The 22946-nt window shown below is 60.6% G+C and carries 20 protein-coding genes, 2 pseudogenes and 1 riboswitch; of the genes and pseudogenes, 11 read left to right on the top strand and 11 right to left on the bottom strand.

The genetic code is table 11. From position 1 onward, the window contains the following. The first annotated feature begins 8 nt into the window (after positions 1 to 8). Positions 9 to 254 (top strand): hypothetical protein, encoded by a 246-nt coding sequence (locus LOH53_RS13630; RefSeq protein ID WP_230068301.1) that lies wholly within the window; start codon positions 9 to 11, stop codon positions 252 to 254. Between the two features lies 1 nt (position 255). Continuing rightward, a complete protein-coding gene (locus tag LOH53_RS13625; protein WP_230068300.1) occupies positions 256 to 1233 on the top strand; it encodes a cytochrome c oxidase assembly protein in 978 nt (325 codons plus the stop codon). Here the strand turns inward: LOH53_RS13625 and LOH53_RS13620 are convergent. Next, positions 1226 to 2035, bottom strand: coding sequence for a M23 family metallopeptidase (locus LOH53_RS13620; RefSeq protein WP_230068299.1), 810 nt, complete (start codon positions 2033 to 2035; stop codon positions 1226 to 1228). The genes LOH53_RS13625 and LOH53_RS13620 overlap by 8 nt on opposite strands. Before the next feature lie 5 nt (positions 2036 to 2040). Further along, a riboswitch (cyclic di-AMP (ydaO/yuaA leader) is annotated at positions 2041 to 2210 on the bottom strand. 116 nt (positions 2211 to 2326) lie between these two features. Here LOH53_RS13620 and LOH53_RS13615 point away from each other — a divergent pair. Genes LOH53_RS13615 through LOH53_RS13600 form a run of 4 tightly spaced genes read left to right on the top strand, consistent with a single transcriptional unit; the run spans position 2327 to position 6295 of the window. Continuing rightward, positions 2327 to 2980 carry a TlpA family protein disulfide reductase gene (locus LOH53_RS13615; protein ID WP_230068298.1) on the top strand — a complete coding sequence of 218 codons (654 nt, stop codon included), beginning with the start codon at positions 2327 to 2329 and terminating at the stop codon, positions 2978 to 2980. 2 nt (positions 2981 to 2982) lie between these two features. Continuing rightward, positions 2983 to 4632, top strand: coding sequence for a cytochrome c biogenesis protein ResB (gene resB, locus LOH53_RS13610; RefSeq protein ID WP_230068297.1), 1650 nt, complete (start codon positions 2983 to 2985; stop codon positions 4630 to 4632). Next, positions 4632 to 5750, top strand: a complete 1119-nt coding sequence (gene ccsB, locus LOH53_RS13605; protein ID WP_230068296.1) for a c-type cytochrome biogenesis protein CcsB — start codon at positions 4632 to 4634, stop codon at positions 5748 to 5750. The genes resB and ccsB overlap by 1 nt, the downstream gene beginning before the upstream one ends. 11 nt (positions 5751 to 5761) lie before the next feature. Beyond that, on the top strand, positions 5762 to 6295 hold the full coding sequence (locus tag LOH53_RS13600; RefSeq protein ID WP_230068295.1) for a DUF3515 domain-containing protein: 534 nt from the start codon (positions 5762 to 5764) through the stop codon (positions 6293 to 6295). A gap of 53 nt (positions 6296 to 6348) precedes the next feature. Here LOH53_RS13600 and LOH53_RS13595 read toward each other — a convergent pair whose 3' ends face one another. The 3 genes from LOH53_RS13595 to LOH53_RS13585 are packed head-to-tail and all read right to left on the bottom strand — an operon-like array spanning position 6349 to position 9253. Then, entirely contained in the window at positions 6349 to 8643 is a 2295-nt protein-coding gene (locus LOH53_RS13595; RefSeq protein ID WP_230068294.1) for a heavy metal translocating P-type ATPase, read from the bottom strand. A 30-nt stretch (positions 8644 to 8673) separates the two neighbouring features. After that, the gene (locus LOH53_RS13590) at positions 8674 to 8895 is read right to left on the bottom strand and encodes a heavy-metal-associated domain-containing protein (protein ID WP_230068293.1); all 222 of its coding nucleotides are present in this window, start codon (positions 8893 to 8895) and stop codon (positions 8674 to 8676) included. Between the two features lie 37 nt (positions 8896 to 8932). Further along, complete coding sequence (locus tag LOH53_RS13585; protein WP_230068292.1) at positions 8933 to 9253, bottom strand: metal-sensitive transcriptional regulator; 321 nt, start codon at positions 9251 to 9253, stop codon at positions 8933 to 8935. 273 nt (positions 9254 to 9526) lie between these two features. Here LOH53_RS13585 and LOH53_RS13580 point away from each other — a divergent pair, with 273 nt between their 5' ends. Next, positions 9527 to 9895 carry an SOS response-associated peptidase family protein gene (locus tag LOH53_RS13580; RefSeq protein WP_230068291.1) on the top strand — a complete coding sequence of 123 codons (369 nt, stop codon included), beginning with the start codon at positions 9527 to 9529 and terminating at the stop codon, positions 9893 to 9895. Here the strand turns inward: LOH53_RS13580 and LOH53_RS13575 are convergent. Continuing rightward, positions 9838 to 10518 carry a hypothetical protein gene (locus LOH53_RS13575; protein WP_230068290.1) on the bottom strand — a complete coding sequence of 227 codons (681 nt, stop codon included), beginning with the start codon at positions 10516 to 10518 and terminating at the stop codon, positions 9838 to 9840. The two genes, LOH53_RS13580 and LOH53_RS13575, sit on opposite strands and share 58 nt — an antisense overlap. A 211-nt stretch (positions 10519 to 10729) precedes the next feature. On the opposite strand from LOH53_RS13575, the gene LOH53_RS13570 reads away from it, so the two are divergent. Both LOH53_RS13570 and LOH53_RS13565 read left to right on the top strand, forming a co-directional pair. Then, positions 10730 to 11167 (top strand): sigma-70 family RNA polymerase sigma factor, encoded by a 438-nt coding sequence (locus LOH53_RS13570; RefSeq protein WP_230068289.1) that lies wholly within the window; start codon positions 10730 to 10732, stop codon positions 11165 to 11167. Further along, positions 11164 to 12087, top strand: coding sequence for an ATP-binding protein (locus LOH53_RS13565; protein ID WP_230068288.1), 924 nt, complete (start codon positions 11164 to 11166; stop codon positions 12085 to 12087). Before LOH53_RS13570 ends, LOH53_RS13565 begins: the two co-directional genes overlap by 4 nt. A gap of 48 nt (positions 12088 to 12135) precedes the next feature. Here LOH53_RS13565 and LOH53_RS13560 read toward each other — a convergent pair. From LOH53_RS13560 to LOH53_RS13550, 3 genes and pseudogenes are all read right to left on the bottom strand, one after another. After that, positions 12136 to 13071 (bottom strand): annotated as a pseudogene (locus LOH53_RS13560) (DUF4113 domain-containing protein); the annotation flags it as partial. After that, positions 13064 to 13386 (bottom strand): annotated as a pseudogene (locus LOH53_RS13555) (LexA family protein); the annotation flags it as partial. The pseudogenes LOH53_RS13560 and LOH53_RS13555, both read right to left, overlap by 8 nt. 300 nt (positions 13387 to 13686) lie before the next feature. Further along, complete coding sequence (locus LOH53_RS13550; protein WP_230068287.1) at positions 13687 to 15498, bottom strand: helix-turn-helix transcriptional regulator; 1812 nt, start codon at positions 15496 to 15498, stop codon at positions 13687 to 13689. Positions 15499 to 15813: 315 nt separating this feature from the next. Here LOH53_RS13550 and LOH53_RS13545 point away from each other — a divergent pair, with 315 nt between their 5' ends. Further along, positions 15814 to 16779, top strand: a complete 966-nt coding sequence (locus tag LOH53_RS13545; RefSeq protein ID WP_230068286.1) for a toll/interleukin-1 receptor domain-containing protein — start codon at positions 15814 to 15816, stop codon at positions 16777 to 16779. A gap of 86 nt (positions 16780 to 16865) precedes the next feature. Continuing rightward, on the top strand, positions 16866 to 18254 hold the full coding sequence (locus tag LOH53_RS13540; protein ID WP_230068285.1) for a hypothetical protein: 1389 nt from the start codon (positions 16866 to 16868) through the stop codon (positions 18252 to 18254). Here LOH53_RS13540 and LOH53_RS13535 read toward each other — a convergent pair whose 3' ends face one another. The 3 genes from LOH53_RS13535 to LOH53_RS13525 all read right to left on the bottom strand — a co-directional run bounded on the left by LOH53_RS13535 (position 18255) and on the right by LOH53_RS13525 (position 22863). Continuing rightward, a complete protein-coding gene (locus LOH53_RS13535; protein ID WP_230068284.1) occupies positions 18255 to 18833 on the bottom strand; it encodes a prepilin peptidase in 579 nt (192 codons plus the stop codon). A 59-nt stretch (positions 18834 to 18892) separates the two neighbouring features. Beyond that, a complete protein-coding gene (locus LOH53_RS13530) occupies positions 18893 to 19366 on the bottom strand; it encodes a hypothetical protein (protein ID WP_230068283.1) in 474 nt (157 codons plus the stop codon). A 371-nt stretch (positions 19367 to 19737) separates the two neighbouring features. Further along, positions 19738 to 22863, bottom strand: coding sequence for a LysM peptidoglycan-binding domain-containing protein (locus LOH53_RS13525; protein ID WP_230068282.1), 3126 nt, complete (start codon positions 22861 to 22863; stop codon positions 19738 to 19740). Between the last annotated feature and the right edge of the window lie 83 nt (positions 22864 to 22946).

The following is a 22946-nucleotide window of genomic DNA, read 5'->3' as shown; positions in this document are numbered from 1 at the left end:
GACAGCACATGAAACAGCATCTCCCCGGCGATGACGCTGCGAAGAACTACCGCCACCACCGGCGCCTGGTCAGGGTAGGCCAGGGCATCATGGTCTTGGGCGCGCTGGTCGGGCTATCGCACTGGCTCGCACATGTCGCCCTCCCTGGCGGCCCGCCCGGCATTCAGGACCTCCTCATCGGCTACCCCACCGCCGCGGCGGTACTGATCGTCGGGGCGGTCCTGGCGGGGCGCACCACCCCCAAGAAGCGCTAACATGCCACCTTGGGACGTGCTGGCCGGGTCCTGGACCCTGAACTGGGCTGCAGTGTGCCTGCTGGTGCCCGCCGCGATCCTCTATGTCCGGGGGCTGGTCCGCGCCCACCAGCGGGGTGTGCGGTGGCGGGTGTGGCGGTCCGTGTCCTTCTATGCTCTGGGGCTGGGCAGCTTTGCGGTGCTCAGTTTTGGTTTCCCCGGCGTCTACAGCCATGACTTGCGCTGGGTCTTTACCCTCAAGATCACCGGTTACCTCTTTGTTGTCCCCCTGCTGGTGGGACTGGGCAAGCCGCTCACCCTGGCCCGGGCAACCCTGGATCCCGCCGGGGTGGCCAGGCTGGAGGCTTTTCTCGGGCACCGCCTGATGCGTCTGCTGGGCAACACTATCGTCGCCGCACTCCTGGGCCTGATTCTCTTCACGGTCTTCCTGACCCCGCTGTTCTATCCCCTGCGCACCAGCCCCGTCGCCGATGTGGTGCTGACGGTCGCCGTGCCCATGATGGGATTGTTGATGACGGTGCCCATCATTGAAGAAGGGGCCCAGGCGGCAGTCAACGCACTGATTGTGGTGGAGTTCATCTTCGTCTTCATCGAACTCGTCGCCGACGCGATCCCCGGGATCATGATGCGCATGGTCCCGCAGGTCTTTGACGGCGCCACCGTGGGGTTGCTGAACCATCCGGGTTGGATGCCCAATGCCCTGCGTGACCAGCAACTGGCTGGGGACCTGTTGTGGTTCGTGGCAGAAATAGTGGACCTGCCCCTGCTCATTTTGATGTTTGTCCGCTTCTCCCGCAGCGACAAGCGTGAGGCTCGCTCCTTCGACGGGCTCAGCGATGACCAACTCGCCGAGCTCACCCGGGAACACCTGGCCAACCGGCGCGACTACGACGGCCTCTCTGTCACCGAACCGGCTGTCAGCTCCGGTCACCCTCGGCACGGATCGTCCTCTCTCGGTGGCCGGGAGCCGGTCAGATGAACGGTGCCGGGTCGACGGTTTGGCCATTGACCATGACCTCAAAGTGCAGGTGGCAGCCGGTGGAATTGCCCGTCGATCCGACACCGGCAATCTGGGCGCCCGCGCCCACTTGCTGGCCGACGCTGACCCCGATGCTATCCAGGTGGTTGTACGTGGTCTTGATGCCGCCACCGTGGTCGATGACGATGCGGTTTCCACCGCCGTACTGGCTCCAGCCAGCCTCGGTCACGGTCCCTGATCCTGCGGCGAACACCGCCGTGCTGCATGTCGCCACCAGGTCGAGTCCGGTGTGCAGTTCCCCGCCGGCCCCGCTCAGTGGATTGGTCCGGTACCCAAAGGGTGAGGCAACCGTTATGGATGCCAAAGGTGGGCGCAGTCCGGAAGACGACTGCACCGGTGCCTGTGCAGTCGGGGCCGGTTGCGCCGGTTCCGGGAGCGGGGCCGCTGGGGCGCCCGCCGGGTGCAGGCCACCGGGGGGCGCCGCCGGAGCTGGTTTACTGCTGACCGATGGCTTGGCGAATGACACCACAACATTCTTGTCTGCCGTCACGGCCGGTTGCAGGGAGGATGTGGCAGCGTTGGCGGTCACCGATGCGGCGAGGTGGCCTGTGTCGGCGTGCGCGGCCGGAAGTGCTGTTAACGCAATGAATCCTGCTGCGGCTACTGCCAGGGCTAGCGGTTTCCTGCCTGTGACATTTCTGGGCTCGGACTCGGGAGCGGATGCCCAGTGGCGGCCCCGCGAGACGGAGGCGGGCATGGGTGTGGTCGCGCGGCGGCGGCCGTGTTGGCGGTGGGCAGACATAAAGGGGATCCTCTCGACGCCGGCGAAGTTAGCTGTCGGATTCGGGCGAGGGGCCTGCCCGGCCCGCCCAACGCGCAGCCATAGCGGCCGTGGTGTGTTGGGCAGGCTTCACCCCAAGGTGCACCAGGGCACCAGCGGTGGTTCCTCCGCCCCCGTCGGGAAGCTGAACGGTCGTGGCCCGCCGACGTGGTTTGGCGAAACGGCCCACGAACATACCCGTTAGGGGTATGTGTTTTTACCAGCCTAACCGACAAAAATCAAAAGTTACAATTTCGTTATATGAGGATTCCGATGTCCCTTCCCCTGCCCCGAAACACCCCGACTGCATCAGAGATTTCGTCAACGCTGCCACCTTCTCGGCGCCGATTCTTCCAGCTATCCGCCCTGTCCGGGGTGGGTGTCCTGGCCTTGTCGGCGTGTGCATCCAACGATTCGCTGGCCCGGCAAGCCAACGCCGGGGACAACAAGAACTTCATCGCCGGGGACGGATCCGTGGCCCAGTACGCCATCAATGAACGCAAGGAACCGGTCGTCCTGGCCGGCAAGCTCTTCGACGGGACCGCCGTGTCATCGACGGCCTGGGCAGGGAAGGTGGTCGTACTGAACTTTTGGTATGCCGCCTGTTCCCCGTGCCGGCTGGAGGCACCCCGGCTGGAGGCCCTGTACCAGGAGTTCAAGGCCGACGGGGTCCTGTTTTATGGGGTCAACATCCGGGACCGTGAGCCCGAGGCCGCCGCCTTCGAGCGGACCTTTGGGGTTACCTATCCCAGCATGGAGGATTCCGGCGGTGGGGTGTTGCTGGCCATGACCCAGTACGTGCCGCCCCAGGCGGTGCCCACCACGCTCGTGCTCGACAAGGCCGGCAGGGTTGCCTCCCGCATCCTCGGCCTCGCGGACCAGGGCACCCTGAAGGCCCTGATCGCCGACGCCGTGGCGGGGAAATAGCCATGGGCCCCACGAAAGAACATCCCCCAGCCACGGCGAAGTCGGACACCGGGGCGCCGGTGCTGCCCCGTTTGGGTGCGGTCGGAACCGTGCGGTGGATCTGGCGGCAGTTGACCAGCATGCGCAATGCCCTGTTGTTGTTGCTGCTGCTGGCCGTGGCGGCCGTGCCCGGGTCCCTGTTTCCCCAACGACCGGTCAACCCCTCTGTCGTCACGCAATACCTGAAGGACCATCCAGGCTATGGGCCGTGGCTGGATAAGTTCCAGTTCTTCAACGTCTATTCCTCCGTCTGGTTTTCCGCGATCTACCTGCTGTTGTTCATCTCCCTGATCGGCTGCGTCGTCCCCCGGGCCCGGGCGCACTGGAAGGCCATGCGATCGGCCCCGCCCCGCACCCCCAAGCGCCTGTCCCGGCTGCCCGAATACGGGACCCTGGAGTTGCCGGAATCGTCCGGGATCAGTGCCGGGCAGGCGGTGCAGGACGCGGCCCGGCTGCTGCGCCGGCGCCGGTACCGGGTCCATGTCTACGACGCCGGGGGGGAACGCCCCTCCGTGGCGGCCGAACGCGGGCTGATCCGGGAGGTGGGGAACCTGCTCTTCCATGTCTCACTGATAGGGGTCCTGGTCTGCGTCGCCATCGGGGGCTTGTTCGGCTACCGGGGACAGAAAATCCTGGTCGAAGGTGACACCTTCGTGAACACTCTTGTCGGCTATGACCAGTTTTCGCCCGGCGCCAACTTTAACCCGACCCGGTTGGACCCTTTTGCCATCACCTTGAACAAGTTCGACGTCACCTTCGACCGTTCTTCGGCCGCCCACTACGGCCAGCCCATCGACTTCACCGCAGCCGTGACGGTTACCGACAAACCCGGGGCGGAGCCGGTAAAAAGGATCCTGAAGGTCAACGACCCGATCACCGTGGGCGGGGCCAGCTTCTACCTGGTCGGCAACGGTTACGCGCCCGTGGTGACCATCAAGGACGGCGCCGGAAAGACCGCGTTTAGCGGGCCCGTCGTCTCCATCCCCAGCGACGGGGCCTACACCTCCCTGCTGGTCATCAAGGCCCCTGATGCCAGACCATCCCAACTGGGTTTCGTCGGATTCTTCCTCCCCACCGCCCTGGTCAACGACCAGGGGATCTCCTACGCCAGCGACCCGGACCCGCTAAACCCGCGCCTGAACCTGAATTCCTACTACGGCGACCTGGGGCTCAACGCCGGGCAGCCACGGAACGTCTACACCCTGGACACCAAAAACCTGACCCCGCTAAACAACCGCAACCTCAAGGCCGGCGGCATCGTCCTGGCCCCGGGGCAAAGCTACACGCTCCCCGAAGGCAAGGGCTCCATCAGTTTCGACGGCATTAAACGCTATGTCGGCATCGACATTCGCCATGATCCCGGCCAGCTCGGAGTGCTGATCTTCGCCCTCGCAGCCCTGGCCGGACTGATCGCGTCCCTATTCATCGGCCGGCACAGGGCCTGGGTCAGAACCGGAACCCACCCGGACGGGCGGACCATGGTCGAATACGGGCTCCTGGCCCGCGGGGAGAACCACCGCCTCGCCGCCGAAGCCGCCGCCATCGGCCGGCTCCTGACCAAGGAATGGTCGGCGCCGGCCACCAACACGAACCCTCTCGCTAAGGATCAGTAATGCCAACCATCAACGAAACCTTCGCCCTCTACAGTGAGCGGTTCATGCTCCTGGCCGGCATCGCCTACGTGGCCGCTCTCATCGCCTTCGCCTGGGACCTGGTCAACAACAGCAAAAAGGGCCGCACCACCCAGCAACAAAGCCTGGCCTATGCCCTCACATCCCAACCAGGGGTTACCGAGCAAAAGATACCGGCCCGCGCTGGCACCACCGGCCGAGGCACAACAGAATTCCAGGAGGCTGCACCCGTCCTGGAGGGGCCGGAGGGCCGGGGCGAGCGGCCCACCAGCCAGCACTCCGTCCAGCGCCCGGGACTGATGGCAGATGATTCCATGCGGTACGGCCTGGCAGGCCCCCGCAAGCCCGCCCGGATCGGGGTGTCCCTGACCGTGCTGGCCGCCGCCATCCACGTCGCAGCCGTCCTCTCCCGAGGCCTGGCCGCCGGGCGGGTCCCATGGGGGAACATGTACGAATTCTGCACCACCGGCGCGCTCGTGGTGATCCTGGTCTTCCTGCTGGTGCTCACCCGCCGGGACCTGCGCTTCGTGGGTACCTTCGTCATCGGCCTCGTGCTCGTCATGCTGACGGCCGCATCCGTGGCGTTCTGGACCCCTGCCGGGCACCTGGTCCCCGCCCTGCAAAGCTACTGGTTGGTCATCCACGTCTCCATCGCCGTCGTCTCCTCCGCCCTGTTCACGCTCACCTTCGCCCTATCCGTGCTCCAACTGCTCCAGTCACGACGCGAAACGTCCCTTGCAATCGACAAGCCCGATAGCTTGGTGTTCCTGCGTCTGGTGCCCTCTGCGCTGAGCCTGGAAAACATGGCCTACCGGATCAACGCCATCGCTTTTATCGGCTGGACCCTGACGTTGATGTTTGGCGCGATCTGGGCCGAGAAGGCCTGGGGCCGGTTCTGGGGATGGGACACCAAGGAAGTCTGGACGTTCGTGATCTGGGTGGTCTACGCCGGATACCTGCACGCCCGCGCCACCCGCGGTTGGACGGGAACTCGCGCTGCCTGGCTCTCGATCGTCGGCTACCTGTGCGTGGTCTTCAACTTTGCCATTGTCAACGTCTTCTTCTCCGGTCTGCACTCCTATGCAGGGGTTGGTAGTTGACCCCGCCTACCATGTCCGCCCCTCGTGTAGAAGAGCTCCGCCGTGGGCAGCAACAGGGCGATCGCAGGAGTGGCATCACTCTTCCCTCCATCGCGATCCTTGCCTTATTGGCGGTAGCGGTTAGTGGCTGCACAGCAGCCGTTGACATCAAGGCCGCACCTGACGCCAGCAATCCCGGCTGCGCCACGATTCTCTCCCACCTTCCCGACACCATTGCGGGGCTGTCACGAAGAGAAACCACCGGTATCTCAACGGCCGCCTGGGGGTCACCTTCCGGGGTGGTTCTACGCTGCGGGGTTGCCGTCCCAGGGCCCACCACACTGCCGTGTGGAACGGTCAACGGAGTGGACTGGATCGTCCAGGAAAGCGGCACCACCAGGACATTGACAAGCTATGGGCGCACCCCCGCCACCGAGGTCATCCTGACGGTCGATGACTCCCACGCAGGTGCCGTCCCCGCGGCGCTGGGGTCGGCAATATCACTGCTGCCGGCCACCCGTCGGTGTGTCGGGCACGCGGACGTCCTGGCACTGCCTACAGACTGACACCCGGGCCCCATTCAAATAGATGGGCCACGGGTGTCTGGAAGGGATTCCGACTACCTGCCAAAGCGGCGCAACCGCAATGAATTGGCGACCACCAGCACCGAACTGGCGGCCATCGCGGCACCGGCAATCATCGGGTTCAGCAAACCCAGCGCGGCGATGGGAATGCCAATGGCGTTGTAGAAGAACGCCCAAAACAAGTTCGTCTTGATCGTGGCAAGAGTTTTGCGAGAGAGCTCAATGGCCGTGGCCACCTGACCCAGGTCGTTGCCCATGACCGTCAAATCTGCGGCCTCGATAGCCACGTCCGTGCCGGACCCCATGGCGACCCCGAGGTCGGCCTGGGCCAGGGCGGCGGCGTCGTTGACACCGTCGCCGGCCATCGCCACCGTGGCCCCCGCGGCTTGGAGACGTTTGACAGCTTCTACCTTGCCCTGGGGCAGGACATCGGCGAAAACGTCCTCCGGGGCAATACCGACGGCCGCCGCGACCTGGGAAGCTACCGCAGCGTTGTCGCCGGTGAGCAGGATGGGGCGCAGCCCCAGTGACTTGAATCGGGTGATGGCCTCGGCGGAGCCGTCCTTGATGGTGTCTTCAAGGCTGATGATCCCCGCAACCGTGCGGTCTACCGCGACCCAGATGGCTGTCGCCCCGGACTCCTGCTCTCGCCGCAGTACTTCTTGGTGGGCATCGGTGATGTCGATGCCGTTCTCTTCCAGCCAACCAGCCCTGCCAGCAACCACCATGTGTCCCTTGACGATGCCGCGGACGCCGCCGCCCGGGGCGGAGTCAAAGCCCGTGACCGCGTCGATGCCAGGGCCGGCCGTAGCGGCTGCGGCAATGGCGTGGGCGATGGGGTGTTCGCTGGCGGCCTCCACAGATCCGGCCAATCGCAAAACCTCGGTGTCGTTGAGGGCTCCCAGTGCCAGCGTACGGGCGACGGCGAGTTTGCCATTGGTGACCGTACCGGTTTTATCCAGCAAGATGGTGTCCACGGTGCGGGTGTCTTCCAAAACCTGCGGGCCCTTGATCAGGATCCCCAGTTGGGCGCCACGGCCGGTGCCCGTCAACAGGCCAACCGGGGTGGCCAACCCCAGCGCGCAGGGGCAGGCGATGACCAGCACCGCGACCGCGGCTGTAAACGCGCCCTGCACATCGCCGGCGAGCAGCAGCCACAGGACAAACGTCACCACGGCGAGTCCGAGGACGATGGGGACAAACACGGCGCTAATCCGGTCCGCCAACCGGGCGATCGGAGCCTTGCCGGACTGGGCCTGACTGACCAGGCGCCCCATCTGCGCCAGCGTGGTATCGCTGCCGACCCGGGTCGCCTTGACCAGCAGACGACCGGAAGTATTGATCGTTGCCCCGGTGACCGTGTCGTCCACGTCCACGTCCACCGGCAGGGATTCCCCGGTGATCAGGGAGGCATCAATAGCCGAGCGGCCCTCAACGACGTAGCCATCGGTGGCGACCTTCTCACCGGGACGGACCACAAACACATCTCCTGCAACTAGCTGGTCGGCGGGGATCTTGATTTCTGCGCCGTTGCGGATCACGGCGGCATCCTTTGCCCCGAGGCTCAGGAGCGCCTTGAGTGCGTCGCCGGCCTTGGCCTTTGCGTTGGCTTCCAGGTAGCGGCCCAGCAGCAGGAACGTCGTGACGACCGCGGCGACCTCAAAGTACAGTTCTGCGTGTCCACCCATCCCGGGGTGGGCCGTCATGGACGGGTCGGTGGCGAGCATGACGGCGGAGAACAGGTACGCCGCGATCACCCCGATGGACACCAGGGTGTCCATGGTGGAGGCAAAATGGCGGGCGTTGATGGCCGCGGCCCGGTGGAAGGGCCACGCGGACCAGGTCACGACCGGCAGCGCCAGAGTGCCAACTACCCATCCCCACTGGGGGAACTGAAACATCGGAAACATGGAAATCAGGAAGATCGGGATGCTGAAGATGGCGGCCAGGATCAGCCGGGGCCGCAGCTGGGCTGCCGTCCCGCCATGACTCATGTGGTCATGGCGGCCGTCCGCGGTCGTCGCCGCATCGTGGCCGTGTTCCTCGGAGTCGGATATTCTGTCTGCCTCGTGGCCGTGAGGCAACGGGGCAGTTTTCAGGCGGGCCTTGTAGCCGGTGGCGTTGACGGTATCAACGATCTGCTGATCGGAAATCCCCTCCGGGACGGTGACCTGGGCGGATTCAAGCGGCAGGTTCACGGCAGCTTGGACACCTTCAAGTTTGCCGAGTTTGCGTTCCACGCGACCAACACAGGAGGCACAGGTCATGCCCTCGATGTCGAGCTCGATCACTCGTGTCAGTGGCTGGTGCAGCAATTCTTCGGTACTCATCAAGATGTCCTTTTTCAGGTGGAGTGGTGGTTACGCGTCGTTGGCGACGACGAGGTAGCCGGCTTCCGCGATCGCCTCGCCGATTTCCTCAGGCGCCAGTTCCAGATGTGACGTCACGGTCGCTGTGGAGATCCCGCCGGCGTTCAAATCGACGCTGACGTCGTCAACACCCTTAAGAGACTTCAGTTCCTCCATCACGGAGGAAACACAGTGCCCACAGGTCATGCCGGAAATGCTGATAGTTGTCTTCATGATTCGTGCTTTCTATTCGATAGGTGGTTGATAAGGGTCAGCGCAGCAGACGGCCGATAGCGTCGGTGGCTTCCTTGACCTTGGCCGCCACGATCTCAGGGTTCCCCGTTGCTTCGGATTCATGGGCTGCTCCGACCACACAGTGCGCGATATGATCCTCGACCAGGCCCAAGCTGACCGCATGCAAGGCCTTGTTGACGGCAGCGACTTGCGTGAGGATGTCAATGCAGTACTTGTCTTCATCGACCATCCGGGCAATCCCGCGCACCTGCCCTTCGACCCGCTTCAGGCGCCGAAGGTAGGCAGCCTTGTCCGTGGTGTACCCGTGATTGATATGCTCATCGACGATCTCATCCATGATGATCCCTTTCCTATAGCGTCAGGCCGTTCTATACCCCAGTAGGGTATAAGACAAATACCCTGACGGGGTATAGCTGGACTCTATTTGATAGTACTGCCCGTCGAGGCTCCCATATGGAGTTTCTCCTCTTGATGACGTCAAATTCCTTGAAGACCAGGGCGGGATAATTGCATCTTTGACAGGGGCTGACATCCCATTCACGCACTCTAAGACGCTAAAGACTGCTGCATCGGCGTACCGGATAAGCCGGCCGATTTCTACTATGAGTGGTTGACCGAAGGCAAGACAAAAACACCGCATGCGATCCACCTCCCGGGCAACGAGCTGATGGGATTCGCCGGCCTGTACACCTGGTGGCCGGACAAGACTTTGCCGGAAGACCACGCTGACTACTGGACGCTGACGGCCACCATTTTGACCAGGGAAGCGGTGGGTAATGTTCGTCAGCTGCATGAGCGCACCCCGGTGACGTTGCCGCCTTCATTCTGGGATGAGTGGTTGGATCCGGACGAAGAGGGAGATCAGTCCCTGGTCGATGCCGCGGTGGCTGCAGCCACGCCCGTTGCCGAGGCCCTGGAGTTCTATCCGGTGGACCCGCTGCGGGGCGATGGGCCCGAGCTGGTGGATCCGGCCTCGTAGAAGGTCTCAACTCGATCAGTTATCAGTTCGATGTCCTCCAGGGTGATGTTGATGGCAGCTGAGCGATTGCGCAGGATTTGCACAATCTCCTTTTGCGGCCACATCAGCTGGTCCATGAATGTCGGGAACGTTCGCCCACTGTCCACTGCGTACTGCAGGAGCGCCTGGGGGTCGGTCACGCGGTGACCGATGACGAGCTCAACATCGACATCGCCCAACGGGTCGATGGTCTTGTCCAGATAACTGCCAAAGATCCTCAGCCGTTGAACGTAGTACGGTCTGGTGAGATCGGAGTTGTAGAGGCGGGCCCGTTCCAACATTTCCTTTACCAGTCTTTCTCCGGTCTTCCGGGAGATGGGTTTCCCAAAACTGGCCATGGCCAGGGCGTTGCCAAGGATCGTCGTCCTCCACCAAGGGGATCCCTCATGAGAGGCACCGGTTCGCTCGATGTATCCCTGGGCTTCGAGAAGCCCTAGGACGATCACGGCATGGTCTTCGCCAGAGGCGCCCAGAAGAGTGAGTGCCCAGTCTTCATCGAAGTCCGCATTTTTGACCCGTCTGAGGAAGTCCCTGGCGGCGGTTGCGGGCAGGTCTGCAATTGAGTCGGTCTTCGCAATCCTCATGTGAGGGCCACTGTTCCAGTGCACATCTTGGTCACGCGGAATCTGGTTCCTGTGTACTCGGCACAACTCTAGAAGGTGGATACAGAAAGGGCGAGGCCTCCGGTTTTGGTGTGAGATTTCCGTCGTTCCTCACCCCTGTTCAGTGGGGTGTGACTGCAGTAACGTGGCATATATACAAAATGTATATGGCGAGCGGTAGGAGGAGATGACAATGGAGACCATTCAAGATGAGTTGGCCAGAATTTATGCTGACCGCGAGTTGAATCGCATCGATCTGTTGCGCGGTTGCGCAGCTGCACGTGCTGCCGGCTTGTATCAGGAGGAGATCGCGCAACGCCTTCAAATTTCACAGGCTGAGGTTTCACGGATCCTTCGAAAGATCAATAATTTTCCGGAGCTCCTTGACGAGACCCCCCGTGAGGTCATTCTTGATTTTCATGCCGAGAAGATCGTTCACGATGTGATGCTTGAAAAGCTCAAGAACTGGCCATTCACCTTCACCAAAGATGCCGAGCCGGACAACCCTGAAGGCGCTTTGACCGGGGGAAGCTGGGATGACATCGTGGACGCTTTTCACCGGGATCTCATTGACATGGAGGACTACCAGGAGATCCTTCAGGCGGTTCAGCGAAGCGTACCCTCTTCGTGAACGGTGAAGTGCTCCAGCACGTTCACGACCAGCTAGCCTGGATGACTTCAGAGGGTGGTTCCCTCCACCGATACTCTCCGCGAGCTACCCAGCGAACGGATCGACCATTTGATCTTTCAGGGGAACGACTCCGGTTCCAACGGGCCCTCCTGGATGAACTCCTTTCCGAAGGTGAAGAGCTCATCCAAAAGGAGGGGTTTGCCGCTGTCGTCGTGACGGCGGGGCCACCCGGGGCGGGGAAGTCAACGCACATTGATGAGATGCATCTTGCTGATGGTTGGAGAGAAATTGACGCCGATGAGATCAAGATCAGACTTCTGAAAGCTGCCCTCATTGATGGGCGCTTTGACGATTTCCTCACGACAAACCTTGCCGATGGCCACCCGATCATGATGAACGAGCTCTCATCCCTGGTACACAACGAGAGTGTTGCCTTGGCTGATCTGATGATCAAGCGATGCCTAGAGCGCAAAGAGAATGTGGTCATCCAGGGAACCTTGTCCTGGGAGGGGCTCCCGCCACGCTATGCGCAGATGCTTGCCCTGTATGACTACTCATCGGTCACTCTTCTGGATATCGAGGTACAGCAATCTGTCGCCTTGGAGCGAGCCTTCACCCGCTGGAGTAAGGGTCGCATCGACACGATAGCGGGACGCTGCGAAGGCGGCGGACGATTCACTCCCACCGAGGCAATCACCTCGATCTATGACGCCTCCGGCCGCTACAGCCGTTGCAATCAGAACACCGTGGATTTCTTCAATGCCAAGGGTGTCGAAGACCTTGACGGGATTCGATTGATCGTCTGCGACGGCCCCGCTAACCGGACTGAATACCGGAGGGTAATGGGCGACTACACCACACCCATTCCCGGATATCTCAAAGACCAGGACAAGGACATAATCCAGGCAGGATCCCTCTAGTATCGTTCGACACCAGGCAGGGGAGTGAGACGGGATATCGGGCGGTTTCTAGGAAGCCGTGGCGATGGGCAGCTCATCCCAGTGTGTGGTGTAGCGCGGAGAGAGCATCTCGCGTTTCATGCTCCAGTCGGGCCCGCCCTTGACGCCGGCCGCCCCCAACCCGATGGCGCCGCGGCCGTATTTCTTGGACACGGCTTCCAGCAGGGTGCCGATGTGTTTTTCTTCGTGGGGATTCACAAAGAGCGATAAGGGCGACTGGTTACCGGTGGGTTTGAGGTCCGTGACCATGATGCCTGCCCTAGCGTATTTGATCCCCTCCACGATGCGTGCTGTCAGGGCGTGGGCAGCTTGGGTGAGCAGGACGGGATCCGCTGTCGGCATGGGTAGCCGGACAGTAACAGACGGGAAGGCTTTGTCCTTGGGGTTGTAGTACGAAGTGCCGGCAAAGGCCGTGAGGAGCTGGGCCTGCAAACCATGTTTTGCCAGCCTGGCGCTGGCCTGCTGGGCATACATGCTCATCACCTGGTTCATGTCCGCAGGGGTCGTGACGGGGGTCGAAAACGACCTGGAGAAGATGAGCTGATCCCGCCCAACTCGCTCCTCCTCCATCGGGATGCAGGGCCGGCCCTGGAGCTCCAGCACTGTCCTCATCATGACGACGGAGAATCGGTCGCGGATCACCACCGGATCCGCCCGAGCAAGGTCCAATATCGAGTAGATGCCCATGCCGGCGAGACGTTTGGTAATCCTGGTGGCCACGCCCCAAATTTCAATCACTGACAGGTTGGACATGAGGGCCTCGCGTTGAGCGATGGGGACGGAATCCCAGTGACACACACCAGCAAAATCGGGGTTCTTCTTTGCCCATTTGTTGCACAATTTGCTCAATGTTTTCGTGCTCGCGATGCCTACGCACACCGGGACGCCCACATTCTTTCGGATTGCCGATTTCATGGTCCGGCCCAGGGCTAGTAGCTCCGCGGGCCGTGATTCTGAGCCTTTTGACCGTCAGCTCACCGTCCAGGACGGCAATCACGACGGAACCATCGCGGGGCTCCAGGGCTCGGTTAACGATGAGTTCGTCACCGTCGCTGATGCCGGCAGGTTCCATGGAGTGGCCGGAGACGCGGATGATGTACGTGCTGGTAATCAGGTAATCAGGTGATCATTGAGATTGATCCTGCCATCGAAATAATCCTGGGCCGGCGAGGGGTATCCGGCCGGAACGGAAGAGGATGAGATAGGGATGGTCAGGCCAACGGAGTCCTCCAGTGGAAAGATCGCGTTCGCAATAGTCATGATTTACCACCAAAGTATTAGAACAAAGCTTCTACATCAATGATAGGCCCAGGTGACGACATTGGAGGGCGGCTGGGTTGGAGCGGGGGCACCAGCGGTGCCGGGCTGTCGAAGTGTCTGGTTTCGTGTGGATTCCTTGCTTCGTGCTTGTAGGCCCGTCCTCAGGCGGTTCTGACTGCGGCGCCCAGTGGGTTGCTGCCGCCGTGAGGCAAGGGGCGCCAATGTCCTGTCGTCCAGGCTGACGCGGTGCGTGTGGCCGGCCTGGACAACAGGATATTCATCAGCGGTCGTCATCAATGGTTAGGGCGTTGTTTCAGTGTCCAGCCTGCGCATGATGTCGGCGATGTTAACGCTGAGTGTGTCCTTATCGGAATGGCAAACCGCGTCATCCACCCAGCGCCACGGCATGGATTCGCGGGGCAGTTTTTCCTGCCAATTGATGGCTTCGATAATGTCAGCCGCGAGCCTGCCTGGGCCGCCACCGCCGTAGCCGAAATTCCATCCACTGTGGTGGAATGCGGGGAACTGAGGCAGCAGTCCCACGATCTTCCCATTCTTTGCGACGAAGGCTGGCCTGTCCCCCGTTTGGCCGTCCGCGACGATCTGGCCGTCGAGGGGAATCGGCTTGGGAATGGTTGGCCAATACACCCAAAACATAGGCCATGTCGGGTCATTAGTGTCGGCCACAAAATTCCCGAATGGGTCGTAGCCATAGCGCATAGTGTTTTGGGACGATCCGTCTCCTGCGTGTTCGTGCATCATTCGGAGGATTCGGTTGGCCGGGTCGATCTTCACGGAGAAGTCGACACTGTCCACATAGGCGCGGTCCCAGGTCCCGGCGATGTCAAAGCCGCGGATATGTCCTAAGGGGTAGATGTCTTGCCTTGCGTCGAGCTCATCTCCGAGTGCAGGAGACCTCAGCCAGCCGAGAACGGTCGTGATGTGCTCGTGGAGGCTCTCGTCATGATCTACGGAGTATTTGTCCGTTTCATCTTTCCAAGCCCTCAGTTCGAGATAGAGATCTGCAATCTCGCCGGTATCGAGTTCCCAGGGCAGGGTCAGTGGGCCCGTGGAATGCCTAGCTGCGAGGGCCGAGTCTTCTCCGACCAGGCGGTAGGGCACGAGCTTGGCAGCGCTTTGGGTAATGCCTGCGGCGACGTTATAGTCCTCACGTTCCTTCAGGAAGTTCCCAGCGCTGTCTTGCCCTGTCAGTCGTCCATCGTCAGCATCCTTGATCATGGCGATGTTGGCTAGTATCGGGCAGAGGCTCCGGGCGGCCCTGCTGTACGGGTGACTTCGCGGGATCCGGTTCATCGTTTCCAGGGCGTCAACGACGGGCTTTAGGCCCAGCGGATCAACTTCGACCTCCCGAGGGCGGCCTGTGCGCTGCCAGTGTTCGATTTCCCGGAGTGAGTATCCCTCCAAGGGGTACCACTCGATACTCTGGCCCAAAATTCGGTGAACTTCTTCAATCGAGGAAGGATGCCAGTTCGGGTCGTGATAGCCGGCCGGTTGCTCGGAATTGTTGGCGGAGGTCCGACCGAAGGTGGTGATCTTATCCAGAAACCCTTGCACGCCCGAGTGTGGCAGGTCATCGTTTACCAGGCGCATGGTCACGTTCTGGACTTGGTACTCGTAGTCTGGTCCCGCGAATCCCTTAAAGAGTGTCTGGATCCATGTCACTGCGTGGGTGTTGCCCTGCAAATAGCGGGCCGTGATTTCGTTTGCCACGGTTTCGATCCAGTTAGTGATGGAGCCGCCCTCTGGCAATTCGCTGACGATCACGACAGTACGGTTCACCCCCTCTACTGGCCCTTGGAAGATCCGGACATGTATCTGGATGTGGTTCCTGCCCCAGCGCTTACGGTTGGAAATGAAGACATCGTCCACCACCCGGAGTAGGGGCCCCGCAGGCGTGGGCATGAGCGATGTGCGCTCAGACACGACGCCTTCCCCGTCCTGGGTAAAACGCAAGGCCTCGACATCCGCGCGAGACCACAAGCTCGCCCGCTCACCAAACTTCGTAGGCTCCGGAAGCTTCTTTTCCTTCACCAGCTGCCGAATCCTGGGGGCTGAAACACCCAGCACTTTTGCGACATCCTGAACGGACATCCACTCCTCAGACGTAGCCACAACCACTCACTTCCCTTTAGTTCAATCCATGATTTATCTTAAGGAAAGCATTAAGTTCAGCGTATGGCAAGCATCTGTGATCGTTCTACGTTCAGGCGACTGCTTTTGAGTACATGCGTTAGCAGTGTTGACCTCTCTGGGTAACTGGTCTCGTACTGTTTCCGTGTCCATTGGACGGCCCTTGAGAGGACCGGATTGCTCCTACACCTGTCACCTAAATTGCTGGGTGGTCTGATCCCGTCGGGAGCCGGCTTGCAGGCCGGCCTTGACGCCTCTGGCCTTTAGAATTTAGCCATGCCATTGTCGCGAACCGAACGTATCAAGTTCAAAAGCCAAATGATCGATGAAATGAACACACCCGATAGCGGGTGGGATTTTGAACGCACAAATATGATGCTGCGGGAGTTTGATCTTGAACCTGTCCCGGATGGTCACTGGGACGGCCCGGCGTTCGCCGACATCATTGCGAATATCTCAGACGCTGACCTCATTGAGATGTACTCCATCGTGACCGGCATTAACCAAGATGAGATTCACGACGCGGTTGAGTCGGCTGATTCAGGAAACTGGAAGCCCGGCTATGTACGGCTCTTCATCTCACACTCGACGCAGCACAGAGCCTTCATCGGCGAGGTGGCCAATGAGCTTGCCGTTGTTGGTATCCACGGCTTCGTTGCTCATGACTCGATGGCTTATAGCAAGCCGTGGCAGGCTCAGATTGAGCAGGGGCTCCGCTCAATGCAGGCATTCGTTTCGATTGTTCACCCTGAGTTCTTGGACAGTCGATGGTGCAATCAAGAGGTCGGCTGGGCTCTTGGTCGGCGTACTCCTAGATTTGCGATTCGCATGGGTGTTGACCCTGCAGGATTCATTGGCAGTGATCAGTGGCCCAGTGGCCACAATCAGTCTTCAAGAGAAGTCGCATCAATCATCAGTACGTGGGCATCAGGTATCCCGGAACTTGGCGAAACGATGACTGATGGCCTTTTCTCAGCATTGAGCGAGGCAAACAACTACATAGATGCCGGTGCGACAGCTGGTCGTATCGCTACCCTTAGCAGCCTCACGGACCTTCAGTGGGATCAGCTCAACAGTATCTATTGGAAGAACGACCAGGTTCGTGGAGGAGCCCTGCCAACCAAAGCGTTGAGGCCGTTCTACTACCAGCATGGACGTACCTGGCCACCGTCGAAAGCTGCTGCTGAAACTGGGCCTGCTGATCCCTGGGCTGTGCCGCCCTCGGGTGAGACTCGAAGTTAAAATTTTCTCGCCTTATTGAGTACTCCCCTGATTGATCCGTGGGAAGTACGTCAACTGATTCTGGCCATGGAAAAGGAGAAACTCCAGTGGTGGTTACTACTTGGCGCATTGATGTTGCTCTGCTGCGTGATGGGGCTGAAGCTGCAAACGCTGCAAAATATTGGTCGTACCGCCCTGGTAAGACAGGAAAGATCGTTTGGGAACACAAGGTTTCTGAGCTTTTTGGTGTGGCTAGTCCTGTAAAGGCTGCAGCTCTTGCGGGCGAGTTGGTTGTTGCTACGTTCACGGGTTCGCCGTGCCCGGACTGCGGTCGGGAGCAGGAGGGGATTGAGGTTCATTCAAGGGCTGTAGCAACATCCTGGCAATCACTCCGCACGGGCGTTTTGTGTGCGGACTGCGAAGAAAAGAAGGCGGCCGAAGCGGCTCGTCAGTTGGACCGTGTAAATGAGTGGTTTGGGACTTTCGGGGGTCCTTTGCCAAGCCAACTGGAAACCCTTAGTGACATGTTGCTGCTGGACAAACTCACCCAGTCGGCCCCTTTCAAAGACAGGCATTTGGGCGGTCAGCTCCTTCAGAATGCAGGACTGTCCGGGAACGATATCGTTCGGCTTGCAAATATGCACATCCTTGTTCCAGTGGCCACGCAGCACCCAGAAAGTATCAAGTTCCATGATGTTGGCGCTGGGGAATACAAGGTTTCTGAGTTCCGCCCTTTTCAGGTCGATTGGCATCCTGCCGGAAATGGCCCCTTGGGAGAACGTTTCGAAGCGATTGGTGGGCTCGCGTCCAAGGAGCTGCACGGGGCGCGAACACAGTTCCCTAACGAACTCGAAGCTCTTGCCAAATCATCAATTGTTGTGGAGGCCGAGCGATACCTCTCGTACCAACTATCTGATCGAGGTTTTGACGCCCCGAATGAGGCCCAGCTGGTGCGTTTCCGTGAGTCTGTAGCTGAAGCCTGGGGAGATCACTCCCTGGGGGAGCTCTACAGTGCTATTTGGCCAGGGTGCGCGAAGGCAGCAGATGGCAAGGCTCGTACCCCCCGTATGGGCAGGGATGCTGTGACCGGCTTAGCTGTGAATTCCATTGTGAAAACACTGAGCGAGTTTCGTTCAGGTCAAAGGCCGGCAAAACCTTACACTCAGCCGTACAACCTGCACCTGAACGCAGAGACTGTCTCGATTTTCCGTATTGTGCTCGATCTCGATCCGATGTCTGCACTTGAAGCAGACGTGGCAGTCGTCCTAGCCACTGATGCGCCGCCGTTGGCCGTTCCGGAAGTGGTCCTCGAAGGGGTACGTCACGTTCATTCGACATGTCGTAAATCGATGTCTGAGGACCAAGCATTTATTGCCACGATGGCAAGCTTGGAGCTCCTATTGCCGCATTATGACATCGCGACAATTAATGCCGCTCGTGCCGCCTTCGCTGGAGAACGTCTGTCATTACGCGCCTCAGCTCGTGATGCTGACTGACTAGATACACAGGGCAATGACCAGGGCGCAGGCAGACCCCAGCACCATGGCTGGCCCGTAGGCGAGATGTGTCCGTTTGGACGCTCCCCGGGCCAGGGCGATGAGTGCCACTGCAGCGGCGATGAATGGGGGCAGGATCAGCCCTGCAGTCCAAGCTGGCCAGGAGTACCAGGCAAGCACCCCGCCCAGAAGCAATCCCAGTTTGATGTCACCGCGGCCGAGACTACCGAAATAGGCCATGAGGCAGTAGATGCCCCCAGCAGCCATGCAGCCCAGCAGGAAGCGCATGAGGCTCCCCCACTGGCCGGTTGTGGCGGCAAGGAGCAGGTAGGCGCCCAGAACGGCAGCCAGGGTCGGCAGCACGATAATGTCCGGGATCAGACGGTGACGCAGGTCGATGAGGAACAACCAGCCGGCACGGATTGTAACGAAGCCGAGCACGGCCGCGGGAACGTATAAGCCGGCGGTTTGAGTGGCCATGGAGAGAAGAACGGTGCCAGCCAGTGCCAAGAGTGAGAGATTGGCAAGGATCTTTCCCCCGGGAGCCAGTGAAACGGGCCGGCTCTCGTGGATCTCCACGAGCAGGTTAGAGACTGCATGCCCACGGCGGACTGATTCGGTTGATTGGCCGGGTCCCCTCACGATGCACCAGGGCGGGACAAAGTGTGAAGGCTCCGGCTTTCGTTGATCCAGAGCCAGCAACCGGTCGTCAATTCCTTTGGTAGCCCGTAGAACATGACAGTTGTCCCGGCCACGGGGAGTTTGTCCTGAGCCACCTTCGAGGTCGCCAAGACCAACTTCCTATGGCTGGGGCTTGTGTTCTTCAGGTAGGGCTTATATTGCCCGGTTTTTTCTTCCCAGGCACCGCACACGAGTTTGACTGCAATGGGGTGCACGGTAGTAGTTGAGGGCTGATCCCACGGCTGCCCTGGGGGAACCGTGGTGGTGTCAAAGTAGAAATTCTCCCAGGGAATTCGGGTTCCCTCGAAGATCATGTCGTGCGGGGGTGAACCAGCTTTGATCGATGCCTCAATTGCTCGCACCAGTTGGGCCGCATGATTCGCAGTCTGGACCACAAGTCGTCCTGAAGCGGGGCCCTCCCCGATTTTCAAGGCTCTCCTCGGCCGCGGGTCAGCCATCGGGTAGAGGGGCTGGAGGTTTGTTATCGGCTGGTCTACCCGTTTCGGTCTGTTGGGGAGCAGCTCGCATCGAATCGGCATAGCCGTTTGGCTGGTGCTCTCGGGTGTCGGCTTTGTGGAGGCGTATTCGCAACCGCTGAGCTCATGAGCAATACGATCCGCAGCTGCAAACGTAGGCTCAACGACCGTGCCCATCCGTTTGTGAGCTCTGACCGGATAAACCACCATCGTCTTGCACGATCCACATTTTAGGGGCCAGTGGAAGTCCCATGTGGTTTTGTCCGCGTACAGGTCATTAGGGTTGACGGTTTTCCCGGATGAGTCATCGGCCTTGAGTATGGTCACTAGCTTGCCTTGAGCTTTTCAAGTCGGCCTTCGAGCTGGCGAATCAGGTCAAGGGTTTCCTGCTCTGGCCCGTCTTCTTCCATCGCTTCGCACTGGTCGAAGATTTGCTGGACGGTGCGCTCAAAGCCTTCCTTGTCGTCGTTGAGGGCGAAGGCCAGAAGCTTGTGGCGCTTGTGGATCTCCGAGGCGGGGTTGACCATGGATCCGCGCAGTGAGGCTTTGAGCATCAAGGCTGGGTCGTTGGTCTCCCTTGCCCGCTCAGCCACTTCATAGGCCACGTCGCTGATGGCGGCGATCATTTCCTGCTGATCAATTTCAGACCAGCCCCAGGCGCCGCGAGCGGCCTTGACCCCTTGGAAGGGCTGCCCGGTTACTAATTCCAGCGCTGCTTCAAGACGTGCCAGGGAAGCTGTGGCAGCGTCCTCCCCGACCAGCTCCTGGAAGATATCCCAGTCTGTGCGGACTTCGTCCAGGAGGGTGTAGGACTTGGCCACATCAAACTTTGCTAGAAAGTCCTGTCCGTCTGCGGTCGAGTCCAGCCATTTGCGGGCCCTGGAGATGAGGGGGTTTCGCATACTGGCGGTCATTGACTTGTTGGGGTGGATGGCCTGGTCATATTCTTCGGTGGATTGCTTGCGGTGCAGTGCCAGGAAGGCGATCACTTCGGTGGCCCGGGCTGTGCTTCCACCACTGACGCAGCCGGGATTTACTCCCTTGGTGTTTTCGATCCGCACATTGCCCAGGACGCGCACAAAGGGCGCATCCGGAAGTTCGATTCGGATCTCTTCATCAACTGGCTTTGGCCGACGGCTGCGGGCCTCCAGGTCGATGAGGAGGGCTGGAGTGTTGGGAACAGCGTCCAGATCCACGGCGTCCATCTCAGCGGCCGGAAGGGCTTCTTCCTCCGTTTCCGGATCCGCGGGTGCCGATTCCTCAATCGGGCGTGCGATGACCGAATTGATGCTTGTTTCCCGTTGGACGGGAGGGGCTTGGACGGCCCGCTCCACCGTGGAGCGCAGCGCGGAAAGGATGTTGGTGTAGTTGTCGCCAGCTACGATCTGGGCCTGCAGTTCAATGCCGGCAGGAGTGAGCTTGGCGGTGCGGTCGTTGGCGATCTCCAGTGACCACTCCCCCGCCAGGTGACCTTGGGTGATCGCGGCGATTCCGACGCGTGGGACATCCTGGATCAGGGTAGCCAGCTTTTGGGCTGTCTCATCGTCAGGCATCTGGACCAAGAGGATGATTTCCGGCGGCCATGAATCCTCGGTCTTGGCAGAGATCCGAGCATCGTGGGAAGAATCGATGTCGAGCTTCCGAAGTAGCTCAGCATCCTGGGCCGCACGCGCAGCCAGGTTGGAGACCAGCTCCTGGACGTCCTTGATGTAGCGAACCCGGCCAGTGTCAAAGGCGCTGGGCAGTTCAGGCGCGAAACCAACAATGCTGACACGCAGCTCCTCAGACCACTTGGAGCAGGCGAGCTCGATGGCCAGTGCCGTAAGGGCCCCTTGAGTCATTTCCGGGTCACCGGCAAGGTTCAGGGCGCCGATCTGTTCCAGATCAACCAAGATATGGCCATCTGCTGCGTCCTGTCCCAGGGTCACCAGGGCCGGGTAGGGAGAGGCTGTCTTAGGTTCAAAGTCGGGCAGTTTGCGGGGATCGATCGACCAGGCGCAGTCATCGTCCGAGACTGCCTCAAAAGGTGCCGGGAGGCTTGCCGGCTGATCAAGGTAGACCTCCACCGTCTGGGGGGAAAGGCGGACGGCAAAAAGCTTGGGCAATGCCAGGTCGTTATCGAAGGCCCAGGTGGCCAAGAAATGCAGGGACTGGTCGATGTCATCGACGCCGGCAGGATCTTCAGCAGCACGCAGCTCCAGCTCGGTGACAGCAATGTCCTGGGCCGGCATAGCAATGCGTTCGCCAGCCTTCCGGCGGCGCTGCTGCCGGAAGCGCCGGGCGCCGAGGACCGAAAGGATCCCTGCCGCCAAGATGCCTCCAGCACCCCACAAAGTTGCGACAGGGAATTCGTTGCCGGCATCTTCGGCCACGACGGCTGAAGTGCTGTCGGACTCGGTTGAGCCCGTATCGGCCGGCGCAGTCACCTGGGTGGTCTGTTCTGGGGCCGACGGTGCAGGGGTGTCTGCCTCAGTTGCTGCAGGTGTGGCTGCTGCTCCGGTGGGCGCTTCAGGGGCGGCCGCCTCGGGTGCGGGAGCCGGCGTGACCGCGGGGGCGTCCTTGACGATGTTACTGGAAAGCGGGGCAGCGGTCGATTTTACGTTGGGGGCCACCAGACGATATCCGGGGAGGATCTGCTGGGTGGTACCAATCTGGGTGCCATCGAACTGAACGATGCTTTGAGAAGCGTTGAAGATGACAGTGGATTTTGAGGCATCGCCATATTCGGCCTGGGCGAGGGATTCCAGCGTGTCCCCGACGGAAACAGTGAGAGCTTTATCGTTGCTCACCGATGCATCGGCAGGGAGCTTTATGGTCCAGCCAGCATTGATGAAGTGGTTTTCGCTGAGGGATCCGCCGTCTGGCTGTGGGGCGCCGTAGTTAAGCTGGGCAATTTCGTTGAACCTGTTGCCGTCTCCCAGGTAGCTTTCTGCCAGGGACCACAGGGAATCGCCGTTTTGAACGGTCACGGTAGGCGCGGACGCAACTTTTGTCTCAGCTGGGGCCTGCTTAGTCGCAGCGGCCGGCGCCTGGATCTGGGTCGACTGTTGAACGGAGATGGAGACGGGAGCGATAGCCGGCGCTTCTGAGGCGCTGGCCGCGGCGACACCGCCGAAGCTGGTGATCATGATGATCACGGCACCAATGAGGGCTCGGCCCGTGTTTTGCTGCAGCGCCAGTCCCTTGATCTGGGGAGGCTCGATGCCGCGGACCATGGCCGGGATGACGCTGAGGATGCCGATGGCGAACGAGGCCCAGGCAATCCAACCAATGATTGGGAGAACATGGCCGGTGGTGAAGCTTCCGGTCCAGTCAGGCTGGGTAAATCCCTGGATGGCCTGATCGATGGAGGGGATGGGATTGCCGGCAAGGGCAATGAGTGCGGCAGGGATCCCTACCAGCAAAACGGCAAGGCCAATGAGTGCGGCTACGCCGGAGACTAGCTTCTTCATGAACCTACCTCTTTACTTGATCTGACATATATAAAACTAGGGTGTCGCAGTCGGGGTGTCAACCAAGTTCGCTGACACCCCGA

This window comes from Arthrobacter cryoconiti, from assembly GCF_020905375.1.
GTDB classification, from domain to species: domain Bacteria; phylum Actinomycetota; class Actinomycetes; order Actinomycetales; family Micrococcaceae; genus Specibacter; species Specibacter cryoconiti.
Note: the sequence above shows the minus strand (reverse complement) of the source record. Positions and strands in the feature narration are given on the sequence as shown.